Source organism: Hansschlegelia quercus (assembly GCF_004310425.1).
GTDB classification, from domain to species: Bacteria; Pseudomonadota; Alphaproteobacteria; order Rhizobiales; family Methylopilaceae; genus Methylopila; species Methylopila quercus.
Genome location: NZ_SIUB01000003.1, coordinates 200,112 through 220,903 on the forward strand (window position 1 = coordinate 200,112; position 20,792 = coordinate 220,903).

The 20,792-nt window shown below is 67.9% G+C and carries 18 protein-coding genes and 1 tRNA gene; 9 read left to right on the forward strand and 10 right to left on the reverse strand.

The window, feature by feature from the left end:
* The first annotated feature begins 14 nt into the window (after positions 1 to 14).
* Together EYR15_RS07940 and EYR15_RS07945 are read left to right on the forward strand one after the other, a co-directional pair.
* The gene (locus EYR15_RS07940; protein WP_131002804.1) at positions 15 to 812 is read left to right on the forward strand and encodes a glucose 1-dehydrogenase; all 798 of its coding nucleotides are present in this window, start codon (positions 15 to 17) and stop codon (positions 810 to 812) included.
* Positions 805 to 2,616 carry a glycoside hydrolase family 15 protein gene (locus tag EYR15_RS07945; RefSeq protein WP_131002806.1) on the forward strand — a complete coding sequence of 604 codons (1,812 nt, stop codon included), beginning with the start codon at positions 805 to 807 and terminating at the stop codon, positions 2,614 to 2,616. The genes EYR15_RS07940 and EYR15_RS07945 overlap by 8 nt, the downstream gene beginning before the upstream one ends.
* Before the next feature lie 12 nt (positions 2,617 to 2,628).
* Here the strand turns inward: EYR15_RS07945 and EYR15_RS07950 are convergent, their stop codons facing one another.
* Positions 2,629 to 2,919 (reverse strand): YggT family protein, encoded by a 291-nt coding sequence (locus tag EYR15_RS07950; RefSeq protein WP_131002808.1) that lies wholly within the window; start codon positions 2,917 to 2,919, stop codon positions 2,629 to 2,631.
* Positions 2,920 to 3,065: 146 nt separating this feature from the next.
* Between EYR15_RS07950 and EYR15_RS07955 the strand changes: the two genes are divergently transcribed.
* Positions 3,066 to 3,141, forward strand: a tRNA-Ala gene (locus EYR15_RS07955).
* Between the two features lie 11 nt (positions 3,142 to 3,152).
* Here EYR15_RS07955 and EYR15_RS07960 read toward each other — a convergent pair.
* On the reverse strand, positions 3,153 to 3,830 hold the full coding sequence (locus tag EYR15_RS07960; RefSeq protein WP_131002810.1) for a DUF2161 domain-containing phosphodiesterase: 678 nt from the start codon (positions 3,828 to 3,830) through the stop codon (positions 3,153 to 3,155).
* A 76-nt stretch (positions 3,831 to 3,906) separates the two neighbouring features.
* Here EYR15_RS07960 and EYR15_RS07965 point away from each other — a divergent pair, with 76 nt between their 5' ends.
* From EYR15_RS07965 to EYR15_RS07990, 6 genes are all read left to right on the forward strand, one after another.
* Entirely contained in the window at positions 3,907 to 4,830 is a 924-nt protein-coding gene (locus tag EYR15_RS07965) for a LysR family transcriptional regulator (RefSeq protein WP_131002812.1), read from the forward strand.
* A gap of 96 nt (positions 4,831 to 4,926) precedes the next feature.
* The gene (locus EYR15_RS07970) at positions 4,927 to 6,081 is read left to right on the forward strand and encodes an ABC transporter substrate-binding protein (protein ID WP_131002814.1); all 1,155 of its coding nucleotides are present in this window, start codon (positions 4,927 to 4,929) and stop codon (positions 6,079 to 6,081) included.
* A gap of 184 nt (positions 6,082 to 6,265) precedes the next feature.
* Positions 6,266 to 7,276, forward strand: a complete 1,011-nt coding sequence (locus EYR15_RS07975; protein WP_131002816.1) for an ABC transporter ATP-binding protein — start codon at positions 6,266 to 6,268, stop codon at positions 7,274 to 7,276.
* On the forward strand, positions 7,273 to 8,217 hold the full coding sequence (locus EYR15_RS07980) for an ABC transporter permease (RefSeq protein ID WP_131002818.1): 945 nt from the start codon (positions 7,273 to 7,275) through the stop codon (positions 8,215 to 8,217). Before EYR15_RS07975 ends, EYR15_RS07980 begins: the two co-directional genes overlap by 4 nt.
* Positions 8,207 to 9,013, forward strand: a complete 807-nt coding sequence (locus EYR15_RS07985) for an ABC transporter permease (protein WP_131002820.1) — start codon at positions 8,207 to 8,209, stop codon at positions 9,011 to 9,013. Before EYR15_RS07980 ends, EYR15_RS07985 begins: the two co-directional genes overlap by 11 nt.
* A 20-nt stretch (positions 9,014 to 9,033) precedes the next feature.
* Positions 9,034 to 10,461, forward strand: coding sequence for a gamma-aminobutyraldehyde dehydrogenase (locus tag EYR15_RS07990; protein WP_131002822.1), 1,428 nt, complete (start codon positions 9,034 to 9,036; stop codon positions 10,459 to 10,461).
* Positions 10,462 to 10,593: 132 nt separating this feature from the next.
* Here the strand turns inward: EYR15_RS07990 and pnp are convergent, their stop codons facing one another.
* From pnp to rimP, 8 genes are all read right to left on the reverse strand, one after another.
* Complete coding sequence (gene pnp / locus EYR15_RS07995) at positions 10,594 to 12,837, reverse strand: polyribonucleotide nucleotidyltransferase (RefSeq protein ID WP_131002823.1); 2,244 nt, start codon at positions 12,835 to 12,837, stop codon at positions 10,594 to 10,596.
* A 311-nt stretch (positions 12,838 to 13,148) separates the two neighbouring features.
* On the reverse strand, positions 13,149 to 13,418 hold the full coding sequence (gene rpsO / locus EYR15_RS08000; protein ID WP_131002825.1) for a 30S ribosomal protein S15: 270 nt from the start codon (positions 13,416 to 13,418) through the stop codon (positions 13,149 to 13,151).
* Between the two features lie 41 nt (positions 13,419 to 13,459).
* On the reverse strand, positions 13,460 to 14,389 hold the full coding sequence (truB, locus tag EYR15_RS08005) for a tRNA pseudouridine(55) synthase TruB (RefSeq protein ID WP_131002827.1): 930 nt from the start codon (positions 14,387 to 14,389) through the stop codon (positions 13,460 to 13,462).
* Positions 14,386 to 14,796, reverse strand: coding sequence for a 30S ribosome-binding factor RbfA (rbfA, locus tag EYR15_RS08010; RefSeq protein WP_131002828.1), 411 nt, complete (start codon positions 14,794 to 14,796; stop codon positions 14,386 to 14,388). The genes truB and rbfA overlap by 4 nt, the downstream gene beginning before the upstream one ends.
* Positions 14,797 to 14,935: 139 nt before the next feature.
* On the reverse strand, positions 14,936 to 17,656 hold the full coding sequence (infB, locus tag EYR15_RS08015) for a translation initiation factor IF-2 (RefSeq protein WP_131002830.1): 2,721 nt from the start codon (positions 17,654 to 17,656) through the stop codon (positions 14,936 to 14,938).
* Positions 17,653 to 18,336 (reverse strand): RNA-binding protein, encoded by a 684-nt coding sequence (locus EYR15_RS08020; RefSeq protein ID WP_131002832.1) that lies wholly within the window; start codon positions 18,334 to 18,336, stop codon positions 17,653 to 17,655. The genes infB and EYR15_RS08020 overlap by 4 nt, the downstream gene beginning before the upstream one ends.
* A 13-nt stretch (positions 18,337 to 18,349) precedes the next feature.
* Complete coding sequence (gene nusA, locus EYR15_RS08025; protein ID WP_131002834.1) at positions 18,350 to 19,945, reverse strand: transcription termination factor NusA; 1,596 nt, start codon at positions 19,943 to 19,945, stop codon at positions 18,350 to 18,352.
* Position 19,946: 1 nt separating this feature from the next.
* The gene (rimP, locus tag EYR15_RS08030; protein WP_131002836.1) at positions 19,947 to 20,615 is read right to left on the reverse strand and encodes a ribosome maturation factor RimP; all 669 of its coding nucleotides are present in this window, start codon (positions 20,613 to 20,615) and stop codon (positions 19,947 to 19,949) included.
* Positions 20,616 to 20,792: the final 177 nt, after the last annotated feature.

The window sequence follows — 20,792 nt, forward strand, 5'->3', positions numbered from 1 at the left end:
GCGCGGAGTTCCGAATGAAGATTTCGCTCGAAGGGCAGGTCGCGATCGTGACCGGCGCGAGCTCGGGAATCGGGCGCGCGGTGGCTGAAGCCATGGGCGCCGCCGGCGCCAAAGTCGCTGTGAATTACCGTTCGCAGCCGGAGGCCGCCGACGAAGTCGTCGCGACGATCACGAACGCCGGCGGCGAGGCCTTCGCCATCAAGGCCGACGTCTCCGACGAGGCCGAGATCGGCGCGCTGTTCGCCGAGACTGTGTGGCGGTACGGCGCGATCGACATCGTTGTCGCCAACGCCGGCATGCAGAAGGATTCCGGCGCCGCGGAGATGACGCTCGACGACTGGCGCAAGGTCATCGACGTCAACCTTACCGGCCAGTTCCTCTGCGCCCGCGCCGCGATCCGGCAGTTCCGCGCGCAAGGCCGCCGCGACGTCTCGAAGGCGTTGGGAAAACTCATCTGCATGAGCTCCGTCCACGAGGTCATTCCCTGGGCCGGCCACGTGAACTACGCGGCGTCGAAAGGCGGCGTCATGCTGATGATGAAGACCCTTGCGCAGGAATATGCGCAGGAGGGCATCCGTGTGAACGCGATCGCGCCCGGCGCGATCCGCACCGCGATCAACGAGCAGGAGACGCAAGGGGAGGCGGCGAAGGCGCTGCTGAAGCTTATCCCCTACGGCCGCATCGGCGTCGCCAAGGATGTCGCGAACGCAGCCGTCTGGCTGGCGTCCGATCTCGCCGACTATGTGGTCGGGACTACGATCACGGTCGACGGCGGCATGACGCTCTATCCGGAATTCCGCGGGAATGGCTGAGCGGCGCGCGCGGCGTCCGCCGGTCGCGATCGAAGACCACGCGCTGATCGGCGACATGTCGACGGCTGCGCTCGTCTCGCGCGAAGGCGCGATCGACTTTCTGTGCTGGCCGCGCTTCGACAGCCCGACGGTGTTCGCCTCGCTGCTCGACCCCGAGAAGGGCGGCGAGTTCGTGATCCGACCGGTGCTACGCGGGGCGCGCACAATGCAGATCTATCTACCCGACACCAATGTCGCTCTTACCCGCTGGCTCGCCGAGGACGGCAGCGCGGAGGTCACCGACGTCATGCGCCCGCAGCGCGGCGTCGATGGCGGCGAGCCGCACATCCTCCGCCGCGTCGAGGCCACCCGCGGCGAAGTCCGGTTCGAGGCCTCATGCAGCCCGCGCTTCGATTACGCCCGCTCTCGCGGCGTCGCGCGCAAGAAAGGCGACTCGGTCATCTTCAAATCGCGCCATGCCGATCTGCGCCTCACCTCCGACGCGCCTTTGCGCGCACGTCGCGGCGGCGACGCTACGGCGAGCTTCACGCTGAAGAAGGGCGAGGTCGCCTGGTTCGTGCTCGACGGCGGTGAGGGCGACGCGCCGCTCGGCGAGGCGGCCGAGGTCGCGCTCGCCTCCGCCGTCGCCTGGTGGCGGCGCTGGGCCGGCCAGTCCACGTATAAGGGCCGTTGGCGCGAGACGGTGATGCGCTCGGCGCTCGCGCTCAAGCTGATGACCACGCGCGACCATGGCTCGATCGTGGCGGCGCCGACTTTCGGCCTTCCGGAAGCTCCCGGTGGAGAGCGCAATTGGGATTATCGCGCCACCTGGATCCGCGACGCCTCCTTCACAGTCTACGCGCTGGTCCGCCTCGGCTTCCATGACGAGGCGGTGGATTTCATGGCCTGGATCGCCAAGCGTCTCGAAGAGAATGACGGCCGGCTTTCGATCATGTACGGGCCGACCGGCGGCAGGGAGCTCGAGGAGATCGAGCTGGATCATCTCGCGGGCTATGGCGGGGCGCGGCCGGTCCGGATCGGCAACAAGGCGGTCGACCAGATCCAGCTCGACATCTACGGCGAACTGCTCGACGCGGCCTATCTCGCCGACAAATACGGGCGCGCGATGTCGGCGGACGGCTGGAGGGCGACCTGCAAGATCGTCGAGCACGTCTGCGACCACTGGAAGAGCGCCGACGCCGGCATTTGGGAGATCAGGTGCGAGCCGCGCGAGTTCCTGCACTCCCGCCTGATGTGCTGGGTCGCCGTCGACCGGGCGCTGAGGCTCGCGAGCAAGCGCTCGCTGCCGGCGCCGATCGCGCGCTGGACCGCGTGCCGCGACGAGATCCACAAGGACATCTGGACGAACTTCTGGGACGAGGAGCTCGGCCATTTCGTCGAGAGCCGCGGCTCCAAGGACCTCGACGGCGCGATGCTGTTGATGCCGCTCGTCCGCTTCCTCGGCGCCCGCGACCCGAAGTGGCTCGCGACCCTCGACGCCATCGGCCACAAGCTGTCCGACGACGCGCTGGTGTTCCGCTACCGCGGCGAGGACGGGCTGAAGGGTCGGGAGGGCGCCTTCACGGCTTGCTCGTTCTGGTACGTCGAATGCCTCGCCAGGGCCGAGCGGCTTGACGAGGCGCGCACCGCCTTCGAGAAGATCCTGGGCTACGCCAACCATGTCGGCCTGTTCGCCGAGGAGATCGGCCTCGACGGCGGGCACCTCGGCAACTTTCCGCAGGCGCTCACCCATCTTGCGCTGATCAGCGCGGCGTTTTTCCTCGACCGCGAGCTTTCAGGCGAGCGGGGAACGTGGCGACCTTGATCGGCCGCCCGGTCAGAACACGTTCGGGTAGAGGTACAGCACGATCACCCGCTCGATCAGGAAGATGATCAGCAGCAGGATGATGGGCGAGATGTCGATCCCGCCAAGGTTCGGCAGCGAGTTGCGGATCGGCCTCAGCAGCGGCTCCGTCACCCTGTAGAGGAAGTCCCAGATCGCCGAGACCACGCTGTTGCGGGTGTTCACGACGTTGAACGCGATCAGCCATGACAGGATGGCGGAGGCGATCAGCAGCCAGGTGTAGAGCTGGAGGGCGAGGAGGACGACGTCGAGGAGCGCGCGCATGCGGTCTTGTGATGCCTTCTCGCAGAGTGTGACGGCTGGAGACATATCGGCCGTGCGAGCGCCCCGCAAGCGCGGCCGGTCTCGAGCCGCCGCTTCTCCTTGACAGGACTCAGGCGCCCCCCGTAAATGGCGCGCCTTCGGGACGCGGGGCCGTAGCTCAGATGGGAGAGCGCTGCAATCGCACTGCAGAGGTCAGGGGTTCGATTCCCCTCGGCTCCACCAGCCTCCCGAATTCAAGCTTCTGACATCTCCCTCGACATTTTCGCCGGCTCCTGGGGCCAGCGGGCCAGCGCTTCGCGTCCGACGGGGGTCAGCGCGTAGACGCCGCGTTCGGCGCGTTCGAACCATCCATAGACGTTGCGGGCTAGGATCTTGAGCGCGTCGGGGGCGGCCGGCCTGAGGTCGCGCGGGCGCAAAGGCCCGGCGACGAGGGCTGCGGCGCAGATGAGCGCCTGCTGGCGATAGGCGGTCATGATCGGCGCGCGATTTCCGCCGCCGGCCGTCGGGTCGCCCTTGCGGCGGCGGTGTTCGTCGACAAGGCGAGAGCGACGGCGCGGGTCGCGGCGCGGCGCGGGCGCGACCGGGCTCACCAGGATCTCGACGGCGCCGGCGCTCGAGACGCCCAGCATGCCGAAGCCGAGCCGTTTGCAGAGCGCGCGGAAGCGGCGGTCATGCCCAACGCCGCGCGACGCCATGGCGGCGGCGATCCAGACCTCGTCGCAGGCGGCGGCGCGGTCCACCGCCTGCAGCACGAGCTCGAGATTGAAGCTCTTCTTCAGCTCGCAGACCACGACAACAGGCGGCTCGCCCTCCTTCAGCCCGACGAGGTCGCAATTGCCGACCTCCCCCTTCACGGAATAACCGAGCATTTCCAGGAAGGCTTTTACGGGCGCGTAGAGCGTCGTCTCCATGGGCCCGAGCTTTACGCGATTCGGGCGCTGCGGCCCTTTCGCGGGGGCCTTCGCCCGTGGAATGGTGCGCGCCGAGATGAGCTTCACCCTTCGCCAGCTTCGCTATTTCGTCGCGGTCGCGGAGGGCGGCACCGTGTCCGGCGCCGCGCAGGAGCTCAGCGTTTCACAGTCCGCGATGACGGAGGCGATCAAAGCGCTCGAGGCCGATCTCGGCGTGCTGCTGTTCGAGCGGCGCCCGCGCGGACTCGTCGTCACTTATGAGGGCCGGCAGTTCGAGCGGCACGCGCGGCGCATCCTCAGCGCTGTCGCGGACGCCAGGCACGGCCTGGCCGAACGGACTGCGGAAAGCGGCGGGGCGCTTAATTTTGGCGTGACGTCGCTGGTCGCGGGCTATGTGCTGCCGGACCTGCTGGAGCGCTATCGGCGCGCCCATCCCTCCGTCGCGCTAAGGGCGATCGAGGACGGCGGCGACTATCTCGAGCATCTGCTGATCGGCGGCGAGCTCGACGTCGCGGTCATGGAGGTCTCGCCGCGGCGCGACCACAGCGCGTTGCAGATCGAGATCGTCGAGAGTTCGTCCCATCGGCTCTGGCTGCCGATCGGTCACCCGCTCGCCGAGGCCGAAAGCGCCCCTGCCGCCGCGCTTCAGGGCGAAAAGCTCATCGCGCTGTCCGTCGACGAGTTCGAGGACGGGACGGAGCGGCTGCTGGCGGCGCTCGGCGTCCGACCGGAGATCGCATTCCGCACCCGCTCGGTCGAGGCGGTCCGCAGCCTGGTCGCAACCGGCGCAGGCGTCGCTTTGCTGCCGGATCTGTTCTACCGCCCGTGGTCGCTGGAAGGCGACCGCATCGAGAGCCGCAGGCTGATCGAGCCGCTGCCGGTCATCCAGGTCGGCGTCGCGTGGCGTCGCGGATCGACGCTGCCGCAGGCGGCGCAGGACTTTATCGCGCTCGCCCGCTTCGGGCGGGAGCAGAAGACGCGGCCGATTGCTATCGGGTGAGCCGATAGCAGCGTTCGGTTTTTTGAATTTGCGATTGCTGCTTTCGTGGCTACGCTGACTTTATAGGCACGACATTCCCCGTTCCGGAGAGACGCCATGACGCCTTCAGCATCCCGGACTACGGCGGCGCTCGCCGCGATCGCCCTTCTCGCCTCTCAGAACGCCGCTTTCGCTGCCATGACAAAGGTCGGCGCGGGTGAAGGAGAGGTCAGCATCGTCGCTTGGCCCGGCTACATCGAGCGCGGCGAGACCGACAAAGCCTATGACTGGGTCACTGGCTTCGAGAAGGAGACCGGCTGCAAGGTCAACGTGAAGACCGCCGCCACCTCCGACGAGATGGTGACCCTGATGAACCAGGGCGGCTTTGACCTCGTGACCGCTTCCGGCGACGCGTCGCTGCGCCTGGTTGCCGGCAAGAAGGTTCAGCCGATCGACACCGACCTCGTCCCGAGCTGGAAGACGGTCGACGACCGGCTGAAGGACGCGCCGTGGCACACGGTCGGTGGGAAGCATTACGGCGTGCCGTTCCAATGGGGCCCGAACGTGCTGCTCTACAACACGGACGTCTTCAAGGAGGCGCCGAAGAGCTGGGCGGTGGTCTTCGAGCCGCAGGACTTTCCCGACGGCAAGCCGAACAAGGGTCGCGTGCAGGCTTATGACGGGCCGATCTACATCGCCGACGCCGCCAATTATCTGATGGCGAAAAAGCCCGAGCTTGGCATCAAGGATCCCTACGCCCTGACCGACAAGCAGTACGAGGCCGCGCTCGATCTGCTGAAGGGCCAGCGCGCGTTGGTCGCGAAATACTGGCACGACGCGGCGGTGCAGGTGGACGACTTTAAGACCGAAGGCGTCGTCGCCTCGAGCTCGTGGCCGTTCCAGGTCAACACGCTGGTCGCCGACAAGCGCAAGGTGGCGTCCACCATCCCGGAGGAGGGCGCGACCGGCTGGGCGGACACGACCATGCTCGCGACCGACGCCAAGCACCCGAACTGCGCCTACAAATGGCTGGAGCACTCGATCTCGCCGAAGACGCAAGGCGACCTCGCGGCGTGGTTCGGCTCCGTGCCCTCCGCGCCGGCGGCGTGCAAGGGCAACGAACTGCTCGGCGCCGAGGGCTGCGCGACCAACGGCTTCGACAATTTCGAGAAGATCAAGTTCTGGCGCACGCCGACCGCGAAGTGCGGCGACAAGACCTGCGTGCCGTATTCTCGCTGGGTGTCGGACTACATCGCGGTGATGGGGAAGTAGGGCCAAGCCCGCGGACCGGAGCGCCGCTCGCCATCTGATTCTCGAGTCATTCCGGGCGCGGCGCCGGAACCCATAAGCACGCCGCTCGCCTGACGAGGCGAGGGCGGCGGAAACGGATCCCGGAGAGCTCCGGATGACCGCGGAGTGTCCGGCGCGAGCTCGCGTCATCCACGAAAGACTGCCTATGACCGCGACTCCCGCCATCTCGCTCGCACGCGTGTCGCGCCATTTCGGAGCGACGCGGGCGATGGACGAGGTCGATCTCGAGATCGCCGAGGGCGAGTTCTTTGCGATGCTCGGCCCCTCGGGCTCCGGCAAGACGACCTGCCTGCGCGTCATCGCCGGCTTCGAACGCCCGAACGCCGGCAAGGTCATGATCTTCGGCGAAGACGCGACCAACGTCCCGCCTTACCGGCGCGCGGTGAACACCGTGTTCCAGGACTACGCGCTGTTCCCGCATATGAGCGTCGGTGAGAACGTCGCCTATTCCATGATGCTGAAGAAGGTCGCGAAGGCGGAGCGCAGGAAGCGCGCGGAAGAGGCGCTGGCGCTGATGCGGCTGCCGAACTTCTTCGACCGCAAGCCAGCCGAGCTTTCAGGCGGCCAGCGCCAGCGCGTCGCGCTCGCCCGCGCCATCGTCAACCGCCCGAAGGCGCTGCTGCTCGACGAGCCGCTCGGCGCGCTCGACCTGAAGCTCCGCGAGAACATGCAGGAGGAGCTGAAGACGCTGCAGCGCAGCCTCGGCCTCACCTTCGTGTTCGTGACCCACGACCAGAGCGAGGCGCTCTCGATGGCGGATCGCGTCGCTGTGTTCAATGACGGCAAGGTCGTCCAGGTCGGGCCGCCACAGGAGATCTACCGGCGTCCGGTCAACGCCTTCGTCGCGGACTTCGTGGGCTCGTCCAACGTGCTGCCGCCGTCTTTCGTGCAGGCCACGGCGGGCGAGGCGCGCTGGGCGAGCCTGCGGCCGGAACAGATCAGGCTCTCGGCCCCGACCGGCGCGAATGGCGCGCTGGTCGGGAAGGTGACGGCGGAAAGCTATCTCGGCGCGACCACGCGCTATGCCGTCACGCTTCCGGACGTCTCGCTTCACGCCATCATGCCGGCCGGAGCGTTCGCGACGCCGAGCGACGGGCGGGTCGCGGTCGCTTTCGACAAAAGCGCGCTGCACTTCATCGAGGGCCCGGCGGGATGAGCGTCGCCGAGGCCATCGCGCCCCCGCCGCGCAGCCTGACCGGGCGTTTGAGCGACGGCCTGTGGCGCGCGCCGAAGCTCGCCGTCCTGCTGCTCCTCGCCCCCGCGCTGCTCTGGCTGGCGATCGTCTATCTCGGCTCGCTCGCGACTCTCCTGCGGCAGAGCTTCTTCTCGCTCGAGGAGTTTTCCGGCCTCATCGTCGAGGACTACACGCTCGCGACCTACGCGGAGCTGTTCCAGCCGGCGAACTTCGACATCATCGTCCGCACCGTCGCCATGGCGGCCTGCGTCAGCGTCGCGAGCGCGATCGTGGGTTTCCCCATCGCCTATGTCGCGGCGCGCTACTGCCGCGGGGCGTGGAAGGCGGCGTTCTACCTCGCGGTCATGCTGCCGCTGTGGTCGAGCTACCTGGTCAAGGTCTACGCCTGGAAGCTCATGCTGGCGCGCGAGGGCATCCTCACCTGGGCCTTCGCCAAGGTCGGGCTAACGCCGGTGCTCGACTGGGCGCTCGCGCTGCCCGGGATCGGCGGCCCGTCGCTCTCGACGAGCTATATCGGGACCTTCCTGGTCTTCCTCTACATCTGGCTGCCTTACATGATCCTGCCGACGCAGGCGGCGCTGGAGCGCGTGCCGGGCGGGCTCATCGCGGCCTCGGCCGATCTCGGCGCGACACCGTGGGCGACCTTCCGCCATGTCATCCTGCCTTTAGCGATGCCGGGCGTCGTGGCCGGCTCGATCTTCACCTTCTCGCTGACGCTCGGCGACTACATCATCCCGCAGATCGTGGGCTCCGGCCGCTACTTCATCGGGCAGGCCGTCTACGTGCAGCAGGGCACGGCTGGCAACATCCCGCTCGCGGCCGCCTTCACGGTGGTGCCGATCCTCATCATGGGCGTTTACCTCGCGATCGCCCGCCGCCTTGGAGCCTTCGATGCGCTCTGAAGGGTCGCTGGCGGTGAAAATCGCGGCGGGGCTCGGCCTCGCCTTCCTGATCGCGCCGCTGCTGGTGATCGTGGCCTACGCCTTCACCACTGAAGAGCGCAGCTTCGTCTGGCCGCCGCCGGGGCTCACTCTCAAATGGTTCGGCGTGGCTTGGGAGCGAACGGACGTCTGGGCCGCGCTCACCCTCTCGCTCCGCGTCGCGGCCGTCGCCACCATCCTCGCGCTGATCCTGGGGACGCTGACCGCGATGGCGGTCGCCCGCAGCCGGTTCTTCGGGCGCGACGCGGTCTCGCTGCTGGTCATCCTGCCGATCGCGCTGCCCGGCATCATCACCGGCATCGCGCTCCGCTCCGCCTTCGCGACCTTCGAGATCCCCTTCTCGTTTTGGACGATCGTGGTCGGCCACGCGACCTTCTGCATCGTCGTCGTCTACAACAACGCCGTCGCGCGGCTGCGGCGGATGTCCGGCTCGCTGGTCGAAGCCTCGATGGACCTCGGAGCGACCGGCTTTCAGACCTTCCGCCATATCGTCCTGCCGAATGTCGGCACGGCGCTCCTCGCCGGCGGCATGCTGGCCTTCGCGCTGTCCTTCGACGAAGTCATCGTCACGACCTTCACGGCAGGCCAGCAGCAGACCCTCCCGCTCTGGATGCTTGAGGAGCTGATCCGCCCGCGTCAGCGCCCTGTCACCAACGTGGTCGCGCTGGTCGTGATCGCCGTGACCTTCATCCCCATCCTGCTCGCCTTCTATCTCACCGGCGCGGACGAGCAGACCGCCGCCGCCGCCGGAAAATAGCCCCACCAAGGAGACGTCCCATGGACACCGCGATGCTGATCGGCTCCGCCTTCGAGGCCGGGACCGAGACCGAAGAGAAGGTGCTGAACCCGAAGACCGGCGCCGAGATCCTAGCGCTGCCCGAGGCCTCGCCGGCGCAGGTGGAAGCCGCCGTCGCTTCCGCCTCGACCGCCTTCAAGAGCTGGGCGCGCACGACGCCGGGCGAGCGCTCGGCTTATCTGCTCAAGATCGCCGACGCGATCGAGAAGGACGCTGAAGGCTTCGCCGCGCTGGAATCGCTGAACTGCGGCAAGCCGATCAACGCCGTGCTGAACGACGAGATGCCGGCGATCGTCGATTGCTGGCGGTTCTTCGCCGGCGCGGTGCGCAACATGCACGCGGCCGTCGCGGGCGAATACATGGCCGGCCACACCTCAATGATCCGCCGGGACCCGATCGGCGTCGTCGCCTCGATCGCGCCGTGGAACTACCCGCTGATGATGATGGCGTGGAAGCTCGCGCCGGCGATCGCGGGCGGCAACACGGTGGTCTTCAAGCCGTCCGAGCAGACGCCGCTCACCGCGCTCAAGATGGCGAAGCTGCTCGCCGACATCCTCCCCGAGGGGGTCGTCAACATCATCCTCGGCCGTGGCGAGAGCGTCGGTAATGCGCTGATCAACCATCCCCGCGTCGACATGATCTCGATCACCGGCGACGTCGCGACCGGCAAGAAGGTCCTGCAGGCGGCCTCGAAGACCGTGAAGCGCACCCATCTCGAGCTCGGCGGCAAGGCGCCCGTCATCGTGTTCGACGACGCCGATCTCGACGAGGTCGTGAACGGCCTTCGCGCCTTCTCGTTCTATAACGCCGGGCAGGATTGCACGGCCGCCTGCCGGGTCTATGCCGGCGAGAAGATCTACGACCGGCTCGTGGCGGACCTCTCCTCCGCGGCCTCCAGCCTCGTCTTCAACGATCCGGACGACTCGAAGAACGAGATCGGCCCGCTCATCTCGGGCCGCCAGCGCGACCGGGTCGCGAGCTTCGTCGAGCGGGCGTCCGAGCTTTCACACATCGAGATCGCGGCCGGCGGCAAGAAATCCGGCGACGGCGGCTTCTTCTACGAGCCGACGGTGATCGCCGGCGCCCGGCAGGAGGATGAGATTGTCCGCCGCGAGGTCTTTGGCCCGGTCGTCTCCGTCACGCGTTTCAGCGACCCGGAAGACGCCATCGCCTGGGCGAACGACAGCGATTACGGGCTCGCCAGCTCGGTCTGGACCAAGGACGTGGGCAAGGCGATGACCGTCGCGTCACGGCTGCAGTACGGCTGCACCTGGATCAACACGCACTTCATGCTGGTCAGCGAGATGCCGCATGGCGGCCTAAAACAGTCCGGCTATGGCAAGGATCTGTCGGCCTATGCGCTCGAGGACTACACGGCCGTGCGGCATGTGATGATCAAGCACGGGTAGGTATCACTAGGCCCTATTCCGCTTGCGGGAGACGGTAAGGGTGAGGGTCCGTTTCACGGAAACTCCCTCTCCCCGAACGAAAAAAGCGCCCCGCGAGGGGCGCTTTTCCATTTCAGGCGAAGAACCGTTCGATTACTCGGCGGCTTCCTCGCGACGCGGGCCGCGGCGACGGCGGCCGCCGCCGGCGCGCTGCTCGCTGCCGTCCTCGGCGGGCGCTTCGGCCGCAGGGGCCTCGCCGCCGGCCGCAGGCGCCGGAGCGGACGCGCCGCCCTCGAGGTCTTCGCCGGTTTCCTGGTTCACGACCTTCATCGACAAACGGGTTTTGCCGCGATCGTCGAAGCCCATGAGCTTCACCTTGACCTTGTCGCCCTCCTTGAGGACGTCCGAGACCTTGGCGACGCGCTCTGAGGAGATCTGGCTGACGTGGACGAGGCCGTCCTTGGCGCCGAAGAAGTTCACGAAGGCGCCGAACTCGACCACCTTCACGACCGTGCCGTCATAGACCACGCCGACTTCCGGGTCGGACGCGATCGAGCGGATCCAGGCGAGCGCCGCCTTGATCGCCTTGCCGTCCGAGGAGGCGACCTTCACGGTGCCGTCGTCCTCGATGTTCACCTTGGCGCCGGTCTTCTCCACGATCTCGCGGATGACCTTGCCGCCGGTGCCGATCACTTCGCGGATCTTGTCGGTCGGGATCTTGATGACCTCGATGCGCGGCGCGTATTCGCCGAGTTCGGTGCGGCCGGCCTCGATCGCCTTGCCCATCTCGATCAGGATGCCGAGACGGCCTTCCTTGGCCTGGCCGAGAGCGACCTGCATGATCTCCTCGGTGATGCCGGCGATCTTGATGTCCATCTGGAGGGCGGTGACGCCCTCGTCCGTTCCGGCCACCTTGAAGTCCATGTCGCCGAGGTGATCCTCGTCGCCGAGGATGTCGGAGAGGACGGCGAACTTCTCGCCTTCCAGGATCAGGCCCATCGCGATGCCCGCGACCGGGCGCTTCAGCGGAACGCCCGCGTCCATCGCCGAGAGGGAGGCGCCGCAGACCGACGCCATCGAGGACGAGCCGTTCGACTCCGTGATCTCGGAGACGATGCGCAGCGTGTAGGGGAACTCGTCCGCCTTCGGCAGCATCGGGTGGATCGCGCGCCAGGCGAGCTTGCCGTGGCCGATCTCACGACGCCCGGGGGCGCCCATGCGTCCGGTCTCACCGACGGAGTAGGGCGGGAAGTTGTAGTGGAGCAGGAAGCGCTCCTTGTACGTGCCGCCAAGCGAGTCGATGAACTGCTCGTCCTCACCGGTGCCGAGCGTCGCGACCACGATCGCCTGCGTCTCGCCGCGTGTGAAGATCGCCGAGCCGTGCGTACGCGGCAGGACGCCGACTTCGGCCAGGATCGGACGCACGGTCGTGAGGTCGCGGCCGTCGATGCGGATCTTGTCGTCGAGGATGCCCCAGCGGACGATCTTGGCCTCGAGCTCCTTGAACACGGCGCCGAGCTTCAGCGGATCGACGGGGTTATCGACGCCTTCGCCGGAGAAGGCGGCGAGCGCCTTCTTCTTGGCGGCGCCGACGGCGTCCTGACGGTCCTGCTTGCGCTTGATCTTGTAGGCGTCGCGAAGGTCGGCCTCGACCAGCTCGCGGAGCTTGGCCTCGAGCTCGGAGACGTCGGCGACCTGGTGGTCGCGGGGCTCCTTGGCGGCCTTCTCGGCGAGCTTGATGATCGCGTCGATCACCGGCTGGAAGCCCTTGTGGCCGAACATGACGGCGCCGAGCATGACTTCCTCGGAAAGCTCCTTGGCTTCCGACTCCACCATCAGCACCGCGTCCTGCGTGCCGGCGACCACGAGGTCGAGGTCGGATGTCGGCATGCGGTCGGCGACCGGGTTCAGCACGTATTCGCCGTCGATATAGCCGACGCGAGCGCCGCCGATCGGACCCATGAAGGGCACGCCGGAGAGCGTCAGCGCAGCCGAGGCGCCGATCATGCCGACGATGTCGGCGTCGTTCTCGAGGTCGTAGGAGAGGACGGTGACGACGACCTGGGTCTCGTTCTTGTAGCCGTCGGCGAACAGCGGACGGATCGGCCGGTCGATCAGGCGCGAGGTCAGCGTGTCCTTCTCGGTCGGCCCGCGCTCACGCTTGAAGTAGCCGCCCGGGATACGGCCCGCGGCATAGTACTTCTCGGTGTAATTGACGGTCAGCGGGAAGAAGTCGATGCCGGGCTTCGGCGACTTCGCCGAGACGGCGGTGGCGAGCACGGTGGTCTCGCCGTAGGTGACGAGCACTGCGCCGTCCGCTTGGCGGGCGACGTGGCCGGTCTCGAGGGTCAGCGTGCGGCCGGCCCATTCGATGGATTCGCGGTGAATTTCGAACATGCGTGTGGTTTTCCTTGCGGTCACGGGACCAGCCAAGGAAGCCGTCGGGCTTAATTGTCCGCCACGGGCAAGACGGCGCGGCGCTCGCTTTCGGTGAAGAAAGAAGCGCCCTGCGATCCTGCCCCATGACGTTCGGGCCCGATGGCGTCCCGGGTCCCTTTCGTCTGTCGTATCACGCGCCAGCGCCCCATTGCGCCGACGTCGCGTGGTCTCTTGGGCGGTTCCGGGCGGGCCCCGAAACCGTCAGCGGGCGCTTAAGGCGCGCCCGAAAAGCGAACGGCGGCCGATCGGACCGGCCGTCGAAGCGAGCGTCAGCGGCGGATGCCGAGACGCCCGATCAGGGTCTGGTAGCGGGCGACGTCCTTGCCCTTCACGTAGTCCAGCAGCGAACGGCGCTGGCTGACCATCTTCAGCAGGCCGCGGCGCGAATGGTTGTCCTTCGCGTGGGTCTTGAAGTGTTCGGTCAGGTTGGTGATGCGTTCGGTCAGAACGGCCACCTGGACTTCAGGCGATCCGGTGTCGCCTTCCTTGGTCGCGTACTGGGCGACCAGCTCTTGCTTGCGTTCAGCGGTGATCGACATCGGGGTCTCACTGTTCGATCGGTTTTCTGGACCCGACGGGCTCAAGGCCTGTCGAGGTTGAAGACGCGTCTGGGATGAAGTTCGCCGCGTTCGATCTCGGCGAGCGCGATCAACGCGCCGTCGGTCGTCACGGAGACCGTTCCTTGAAAGGTCGGGGCATCCCGTCCGCGCAGCAGCACCGGCTGCCCATTGAGCAGTCGGGCCGCCTCCGCCCGGTTGACGGCGAGCGCCGGGATGTCGTCCAGCGCCGTCTCGACCGGTAGGAGAGCGTCGGCCATCTCCTTATACGCACCGTCGCTCTGCCGCAAGCGTTCGAGCTCCTCGAGCGTGACGGCGTCCTCCTCGGTGAAGCCGCCAACGGCCGTGCGCCGGAGCGCCGAGATGTGGGCGCGGGTCCCGAGCGCACGACCCATGTCGCGGGCGATCGCGCGCACATAGGTGCCCTTGCCGCATTCGGTTTCGAACACCGCGCGGTCGGGGGAGGGCATGTCGACGAGGTCGAGCCGGTGGACGTCGACGACGCGCGGCTCGAGAATGACGTCCTCGCCTTCGCGCGCGAGATCGTAAGCGCGCTCGCCGTCGATCTTCAGCGCGGAGAACTTCGGCGGGATCTGCGTCACCTGTCCGCGAAAATTCGGCAGGATGGCGAGGATGTCCTCGCGCGTTGGCCGGACCTCGGAGGTCTCGACCGCCTCGCCTTCCGTGTCGTCGGTGTTGGTTTCGACGCCCCAGGTCGCCTCGAAGCGGTAGATCTTCCGGCCGTCCATCACGAAGGGCACGGTCTTGGTCGCCTCGCCGAACGCGATCGGCAGGATGCCGGAGGCGAGCGGATCGAGCGTGCCCGCGTGGCCCGCCTTCTTCGCCTGATACAGCCAGCGCGCCTTCGAGACGGCGTGGGTTGAGGTAACGCCGACCGGCTTATCGAGGATCAGCCAGCCGGAGATGTCGAGGCCTTTCTTGCGGCGGCTCATCCTTCGTCCTCCGCCCCGTCGCCGCCGAGGTCGCGGGCGACCTGGGGCGAGCGGAGCAGGGCGTCGATCTGGGAGCCGCGGTCGAAGCTGTCGTCGATGCGGAAGCGCAAATCCGGCGCGGATTTCAGCGCCAGCCGCTTAACCACCATCATGCGGAGCTGCTTGCGGTTGGCGTCGAGCGCCGCAAGCACCTTCGCCTCGTCCCTGCCGCCGAGCGGCATGACATAGGCGGTCGCGAGCTTGAGGTCCGGCGTCATGCGGACCTCCGGGACGGTGATGACGTGCTTTTCCAGCACGGGATCCATCACCTCGCCGCGCTGGAGCACGTCGGCCAACGCATGGCGCACGAGTTCGCCCACGCGCAGCATGCGCTGGGACGGGGCCTTAGGCCCGGAACTGCGGGACATTTTTTCTTCCTTCTTCGCCAAGCGGCTCGGGCCCAAAGGCTTTCGAACCGTCAGGGCCGGGATCGGACCGGCGCTGAGCGGAATGGGTTCAGGCGTGATCCCGGACAGCGGCCAGGCCGATCCGGGATCACGGTCTTTCTCAGAGCGAGCGCTTCACTTCCGTGACGCGGTAGCACTCGATGACGTCGCCCGCGCGCATGTCCTGGTAGTTCTCGAAGGACATGCCGCACTCAGTGCCGGCGCGGACCTCGGGCACGTCGTCCTTGAAGCGCTTCAGCGTCGAGAGCTTGCCCTCGTGGATCACCACGTTCTCGCGGATCAGGCGGACGCTTGCGCCCTTCTGCACCACGCCCTCGGTGACGAGGCAGCCGGCGATCTTGCCGACCTTCGACACGGCGAAGATCTCGCGGATCTCGGCGTTGCCGAGGAAGTCCTCACGCCGCTCCGGCGACAGCATCCCCGACATCGCGGACTTAATGTCGTCCACCAGGTCGTAGATGATGTTGTAGTAGCGGATCTCGGTGCCGGTGCGGTCGGCGGCGTCGCGCGCCTCCTTCAGCGCGCGGACGTTGAAGCCGAGCACCACCGCGTTCGAAGCCGAGGCCAGGATCACGTCGCTCTCGGTCACGCCACCGGCGCCCGACAGCAGGATGCGCACGCCGACCTCGTCGTTGCCGACCTTCTCGAGCGCCTGCACGATCGCCTCGACCGAGCCCTGCACGTCGCCCTTGATGACCAGCGGGAACTCCTTTTTCCCGGCGACCTTGATCTGCGACATCATTTCTTCGAGGCCGGAGACGCGCACCGTGGAGCGCGCCGCCGCCTTCTCGCGCTTCTGGCGCTGACGGTATTCTGCGACCTCGCGGGCGCGAGCTTCGTTCTCGACCACCGCGAGACGGTCGCCCGCCTCCGGCGCGCCGTTGAAGCCGAGGATCTCGACCGGCATGGACGGGCCGGCTTCGGCGACCCCCTGGCCCTGATCGTCGATCAGCGCGCGCACGCGGCCCCACTCGGCGCCGGCGACGACGATGTCGCCGTGCCTGAGCGTGCCGCGCTGGACCAGCACGGTCGCCACTGGACCGCGGCCGCGGTCGAGCTTGGCCTCGATGACGGTGCCTTCGGCCGGACGGTCGGGGTTCGCCTTCAGTTCGAGGATTTCGGCCTGCAGCTGGATGAGCTCGAGCAGCTTGTCGAGGTTGAGCTTCTCCTTGGCCGAAACCTCGACCTCGATGGTCTCGCCGCCCAGCGACTCGACCTGGATTTCGTACTGCAGCAGCTCGCTGCGCACCTTGTCCGGCTTGGCCTCGGGCTTGTCGATCTTGTTGATCGCCACGATGATCGGCACGCCGGCCGCGCGGGCGTGGTTGATGGCCTCCGCCGTCTGCGGCATGACGCCGTCGTCGGCCGCGACCACCAGCACCACGATGTCCGTCGACCGCGCGCCGCGCTGGCGCATGGCGGTGAAGGCGGCGTGGCCGGGCGTGTCGATGAAGGTGATGAGGCCGCCGAGCGGCGAGGTCACCTGATAGGCGCCAATGTGCTGGGTGATGCCGCCGGCCTCGCCCTTCACCACGGTGGTGTGGCGAATGGCGTCGAGCAGCGACGTCTTGCCGTGGTCGACATGGCCCATGATGGTCACGACCGGCGGGCGCGTCTTGAGCCCGCCCTCAGGATCGGGAGCGTCGAACAGGCCTTCCTCGACGTCGGACTCCGCCACGCGGCGAACCGTGTGGCCGAGCTCCTCGGCGACGAGCTGCGCGGTATCGGCGTCGATCAGCTCGTTGATCTTCTTCATCACGCCCTGCTTCATCAGCAGGCGCACGACGTCGACCGCGCGCTCCGACATGCGGTTCGCGAGCTCCTGGACGGTGATCGTCTCAGGCACCACGACCTCGCGGATCAGCTTCTCCTTGGGCTCCTGATGGCCCTTGCCGGTCATCCGCTGGACGCGCCGGCGATAGGAGGCGACGGAGCGCGTGCGGTCTTCGCCCGTCGCGCCGGTCGCGGTCGTGATGGTGAGGCGCGTGCGCTCCTTGGTCGGCGCGACGCGGGTGCGCTCGGGCTTCGGCGGCGTCACGGGACGCGCAGGCGCGGCGCCCATGCGGCGGGGAGCGGCGCGCGCAGGCTCATCGCTCTCCGTCGTCATCGGACGGCGGCCGGCGCCGCCGGCGGGGCCTTCGAAGCTGCGCGGAGGACGTGGCGCGCTGGGCGAAGACGGCCGCGGCGAGGGCGAATAAGGCGCGGGCGACGGCGAAGGCGCGGGCGCGACATAATTTGGGTTGTCGGAGGGGCGCTCGATCGTGCGCTCTTCGCCGAGACGCTTAGCGGCATCAATCTCGGCGCGGCGGCGGATCTCCTCCTCCTGCGCGCGGCGGGCGTCCTCTTCGCGCTTGCGCGCTTCGGCGGCGAGGCGCTCACGCTCCTCGTTCGCCTCGCGGATGATGCGGGCGCGGGCCTCGTCCTGAGACTTCTGACGGTCCACCGCCTCGCGTTGCTTGGCGCCGGCGAGCGCCTGGGCGCGGGCGCCCATCTCGTCGGAGGTCAGCGTGCGCAGGACCATCCCGGGCGAGGACGGGCGCGGCGCGGCCGGGCGGGGGGCCGGGGCTGTCGGCTCGGGCTTGGCCGCAGGCGGCGGCGGTGGGGCGGCAGGTCGTGCGGGCGCGGCCGGCTGCGGCGCGGCGGCCTTCGCGGCCTCGGCCGGCGTCAGGATGCGACGCTTCACCTTCTCGACCACCACCGCATTGGTGCGGCCATGGCTGAAGCTCTGGCGCACGACTCCGGGCTCCGAACGCCCCTTCAGGGAAAGCGTCTTCGGGGAAGCCGTCAGTGTCTTGTCGCCGCTGTTATTGTTGTCCGTCATGCCCTGTCCATTTTAGCGGGCTCTTCGCCCGACGCCGCAGTCGAACCGGCGGCTTCCGCCGGCTCGGGCCCGTCGTTCATGCCCCTGTATCGCGCGAGGGCTTCGCATCGCGCGAGAAAGGCGGCGCTGACCGGGCCGGCGAGCAGCGCTGCATGTACCACATTCGACCGCCCCAACGCCAAGTCCAATTGGGCGGAGCGGAACAGTCCCACACGCCTGGTCTCGCCGGTCTTTCCGGCGCGCCTCCAGGCCTGCGCAAGCTTGCGGACGCCGTCGGCGCCGGCGTCCGCGGCTTCGATCAGGGCGAGAACGGGCTCCTTCATCAGAGCCGCCTCGACCTTGGCGAAGCCGCAGACCACCCGGCCCGCTTTGTTGGCGAAGCCGAGCATGGCGAGCGTCTGGCGCTCGAGAAGTTCGTCGACGGTCTGGTCGATCGCCGGATCGACCATGACCGCATCCTTCAGGCCGCGGGCGAACGCCTTGCGGGTGACCGCGAGACGCACCGCGTCCGCAGTCGCCGTCACCCATGCGCCCCGGCCGGGAAGCTCGCGCTTCAGGTCGGGGACAACCTGCCCGTCCGGCGCGCGGACGAAGCGGATCAGCTCTTCCGCCGGTCGGACCGCGCGGGTCGCGACACAGGTGCGCTCGGGCGCATTCCGGTCGTCGTCCTTCGCGGCCATTCCGGTCGTGACCTCAGACGCCGGCCTCGGCCGGCTCCTCGATCGCGGGCGGGGCAAGGTCTTCTTCGGTGATCCAGCCGGCCTTCACGCGGGCCTGCATGATCATCGCCTCCGCCTCGTCGCGGGTGATCTCGAAGCCGTCGAGGGCGCCGGCCTCGCGGCGGGCCTCCGGGCCGGAGCGGTCGATCCAGCCGACGAGATCGTCGGTGGCGCAGCCCGCCAGGTCCTCGACCGACTTGATGTCGTTTTCGCCGAAGGCGACGAGCATCGCGGTCGTGACGCCCGGGACCTCCTTGACATCGTCCGCGACGCCGAGCGCGACGCGCTTCTCGTCGTATTCGGCCTCGATGCGGGCGAGATTGTCCTGCGCGCGGCTCTGGATCTCGGCCGCCATCTCGTCGTCGAAGCCCTCGATCGCGGCGAGTTCGGACGGGTCGACATAGGCCACTTCCTCGACCGAGGTGAAGCCTTCGGCCGCAAGCAGCTGGCCGAGCGTCTCGTCGACGTCGAGCGCGTCCATGAAGGTCTGCGTGCGGGCCAGGAACTCCTTCTGGCGACGCTCGCTCTCCTCGGCCTCTGTGAGGATGTCGATGTCCCAGCCGGTGAGCTGGGAGGCGAGACGCACGTTCTGGCCACGGCGGCCGATGGCCAGCGAAAGCTGGTCGTCAGGGACGACAACCTCGATCTTTGCCGAATCCTCGTCGAGCACGACCTTCACGACCTGCGCGGGTTGGAGCGCGTTGACGATGAACGTCGCCGCGTCCTGGCTCCACGGGATGATGTCGATCTTCTCGCCCTGCAGCTCCTGCACGACCGCCTGGACGCGTGACCCGCGCATGCCGACGCAGGCGCCGACCGGATCGATCGAGCCGTCGCGCGAGATCACGGCGATCTTGGCGCGCGAGCCCGGGTCGCGCGCCACCGCCTTAACCTCGATCACGCCGTCATAGATCTCCGGCACTTCCTGCGCGAAGAGCTTCGCCATGAACTGCGGATGGGTGCGCGACAGGAAGATCTGCGGACCACGCGGTTCGCGGCGGACGTCGTAGACATAAGCGCGGACGCGGTCGCCGACGCGGAACAGCTCGCGCGGCAGCAGCTCGTCGCGCCGCACGATCGCCTCGCCACGGCCGAGGTCCACGACCACGTTGCCGTATTCGACGCGCTTCACGAGCCCGTTCACGATGTCGCCGATGCGGTCCTTGTATTCCTGGTACTGACGGTCGCGCTCGGCGTCGCGGACCTTCTGGACGATGACCTGCTTGGCCGACTGCGCGGCGATGCGGCCGAAGTCGAAGGGCGGCAGCGTCTCGGCGATATAGTCGCCGGCCTGCGCCGCAGGGTTCTTCTTGCGGGCGGCCTCGACGCCGATCTCGATATTGTCGTTCTCGACGAGGTCGACGACGAGCATCAGTCGCGAGAGCCGGATCTCGCCGGACTTCGCGTTGATCTCGGCCCTGATCTCGGTCTCCTGACCGTAGCGCGACTTCGCGGCCTTCTGGATCGCGTCCTCCATCGCCTCGAGGACGATCGACTTGTCGATCACCTTCTCGCGGGCGACGGCTTCCGCGATCTGCAGCAGCTCGAGCCTGTTGGCGCTGACCGCCATGTCACGTCCTCCGTGGCTTTGGCTTACGAGCAGGGCTCGCGCCGTCGTTATGTCCGTCGTCCGAGGGCGGCGCCTCGTCCGCGTCGTCCGGCGCGCGCCCGGCGGCCTTCGCGCGGCGCAGGGCCTCGCGGATGAGTTGGTCGGTCAGGATCAGCCGGGCCTCGCCGATATCGGCGATCGGCAGAGACGAGCGCGCGGTCTCGTCCTTGGCGGCGTCGTCGCGCCGCAGAATGGCGTTCTGACCTTCGACGCCCTCGATCACGCCCTTGAAGCGCTTCCGCCCCTCGACCGGCACTTCCATCTCGACTTTGGCGAGATGACCGGCCCAGCGGGAGAAGTCCGTCACCCGCACCAGCGGCCGGTCGATTCCCGGTGAGGACATTTCGAGATTGTAGGCCCGGTCGATCGGATCCTCGACGTCGAGCACCGGCGCGATCGCCTTCGAGGCCAGCTCGCAATCATTGACCGTGAACGTGCCGTCGGCGCGCTCGGCCATGATCTGGAGGGTGCAGCCGTCGCGCCCCGAGATCTTCACCCGCACCAACCGGAAGCCGAGATCGGCGAGCGGAGGAGCGACGATCGCGGCCACGCGGGCGTCGATCCCGGTCTCGGTGACGAGGCGGGGTTCGTCCAGCGGGCTGTCGATGTCGAGCGCGATGCCGTCGGTCATGAAGAGTTGGGGTTCGCCTAAACGATTTTGGAGCGGGCCCCGGAGGACCCACCCTCGAAGGGCTCTATCGAGCCAGTCGACGATGTCAGTGATGGCAGGGATATACGCGCCCAAGCGGCGGATCGCAAGACGTCGAAGGCGAGGGATCAAGGAGGCGTTAACATCGGCGGGGCTAGC

Coding starts and splice junctions, on each gene's coding strand:
- EYR15_RS07985 (WP_131002820.1), top strand. CDS start 8,207: ATGCGCTCTGAAGGGTCGCTGGCGGTGAAAATCGCGGCGGGGCTCGGC.
- EYR15_RS07950 (WP_131002808.1), bottom strand. CDS start 2,919: ATGCGCGCGCTCCTCGACGTCGTCCTCCTCGCCCTCCAGCTCTACACC.
- EYR15_RS07965 (WP_131002812.1), top strand. CDS start 3,907: ATGAGCTTCACCCTTCGCCAGCTTCGCTATTTCGTCGCGGTCGCGGAG.
- nusA (WP_131002834.1), bottom strand. CDS start 19,945: ATGGCGGTCAGCGCCAACAGGCTCGAGCTGCTGCAGATCGCGGAAGCC.
- truB (WP_131002827.1), bottom strand. CDS start 14,389: ATGAGCCGCCGCAAGAAAGGCCTCGACATCTCCGGCTGGCTGATCCTC.
- rimP (WP_131002836.1), bottom strand. CDS start 20,615: ATGACCGACGGCATCGCGCTCGACATCGACAGCCCGCTGGACGAACCC.
- EYR15_RS07940 (WP_131002804.1), top strand. CDS start 15: ATGAAGATTTCGCTCGAAGGGCAGGTCGCGATCGTGACCGGCGCGAGC.
- rbfA (WP_131002828.1), bottom strand. CDS start 14,796: ATGTCCCGCAGTTCCGGGCCTAAGGCCCCGTCCCAGCGCATGCTGCGC.
- pnp (WP_131002823.1), bottom strand. CDS start 12,837: ATGTTCGAAATTCACCGCGAATCCATCGAATGGGCCGGCCGCACGCTG.
- EYR15_RS07980 (WP_131002818.1), top strand. CDS start 7,273: ATGAGCGTCGCCGAGGCCATCGCGCCCCCGCCGCGCAGCCTGACCGGG.
- EYR15_RS07970 (WP_131002814.1), top strand. CDS start 4,927: ATGACGCCTTCAGCATCCCGGACTACGGCGGCGCTCGCCGCGATCGCC.
- EYR15_RS07945 (WP_131002806.1), top strand. CDS start 805: ATGGCTGAGCGGCGCGCGCGGCGTCCGCCGGTCGCGATCGAAGACCAC.
- EYR15_RS07990 (WP_131002822.1), top strand. CDS start 9,034: ATGGACACCGCGATGCTGATCGGCTCCGCCTTCGAGGCCGGGACCGAG.
- EYR15_RS07975 (WP_131002816.1), top strand. CDS start 6,266: ATGACCGCGACTCCCGCCATCTCGCTCGCACGCGTGTCGCGCCATTTC.
- EYR15_RS07960 (WP_131002810.1), bottom strand. CDS start 3,830: ATGGAGACGACGCTCTACGCGCCCGTAAAAGCCTTCCTGGAAATGCTC.
- rpsO (WP_131002825.1), bottom strand. CDS start 13,418: ATGTCGATCACCGCTGAACGCAAGCAAGAGCTGGTCGCCCAGTACGCG.
- EYR15_RS08020 (WP_131002832.1), bottom strand. CDS start 18,336: ATGGCCGCGAAGGACGACGACCGGAATGCGCCCGAGCGCACCTGTGTC.
- infB (WP_131002830.1), bottom strand. CDS start 17,656: ATGACGGACAACAATAACAGCGGCGACAAGACACTGACGGCTTCCCCG.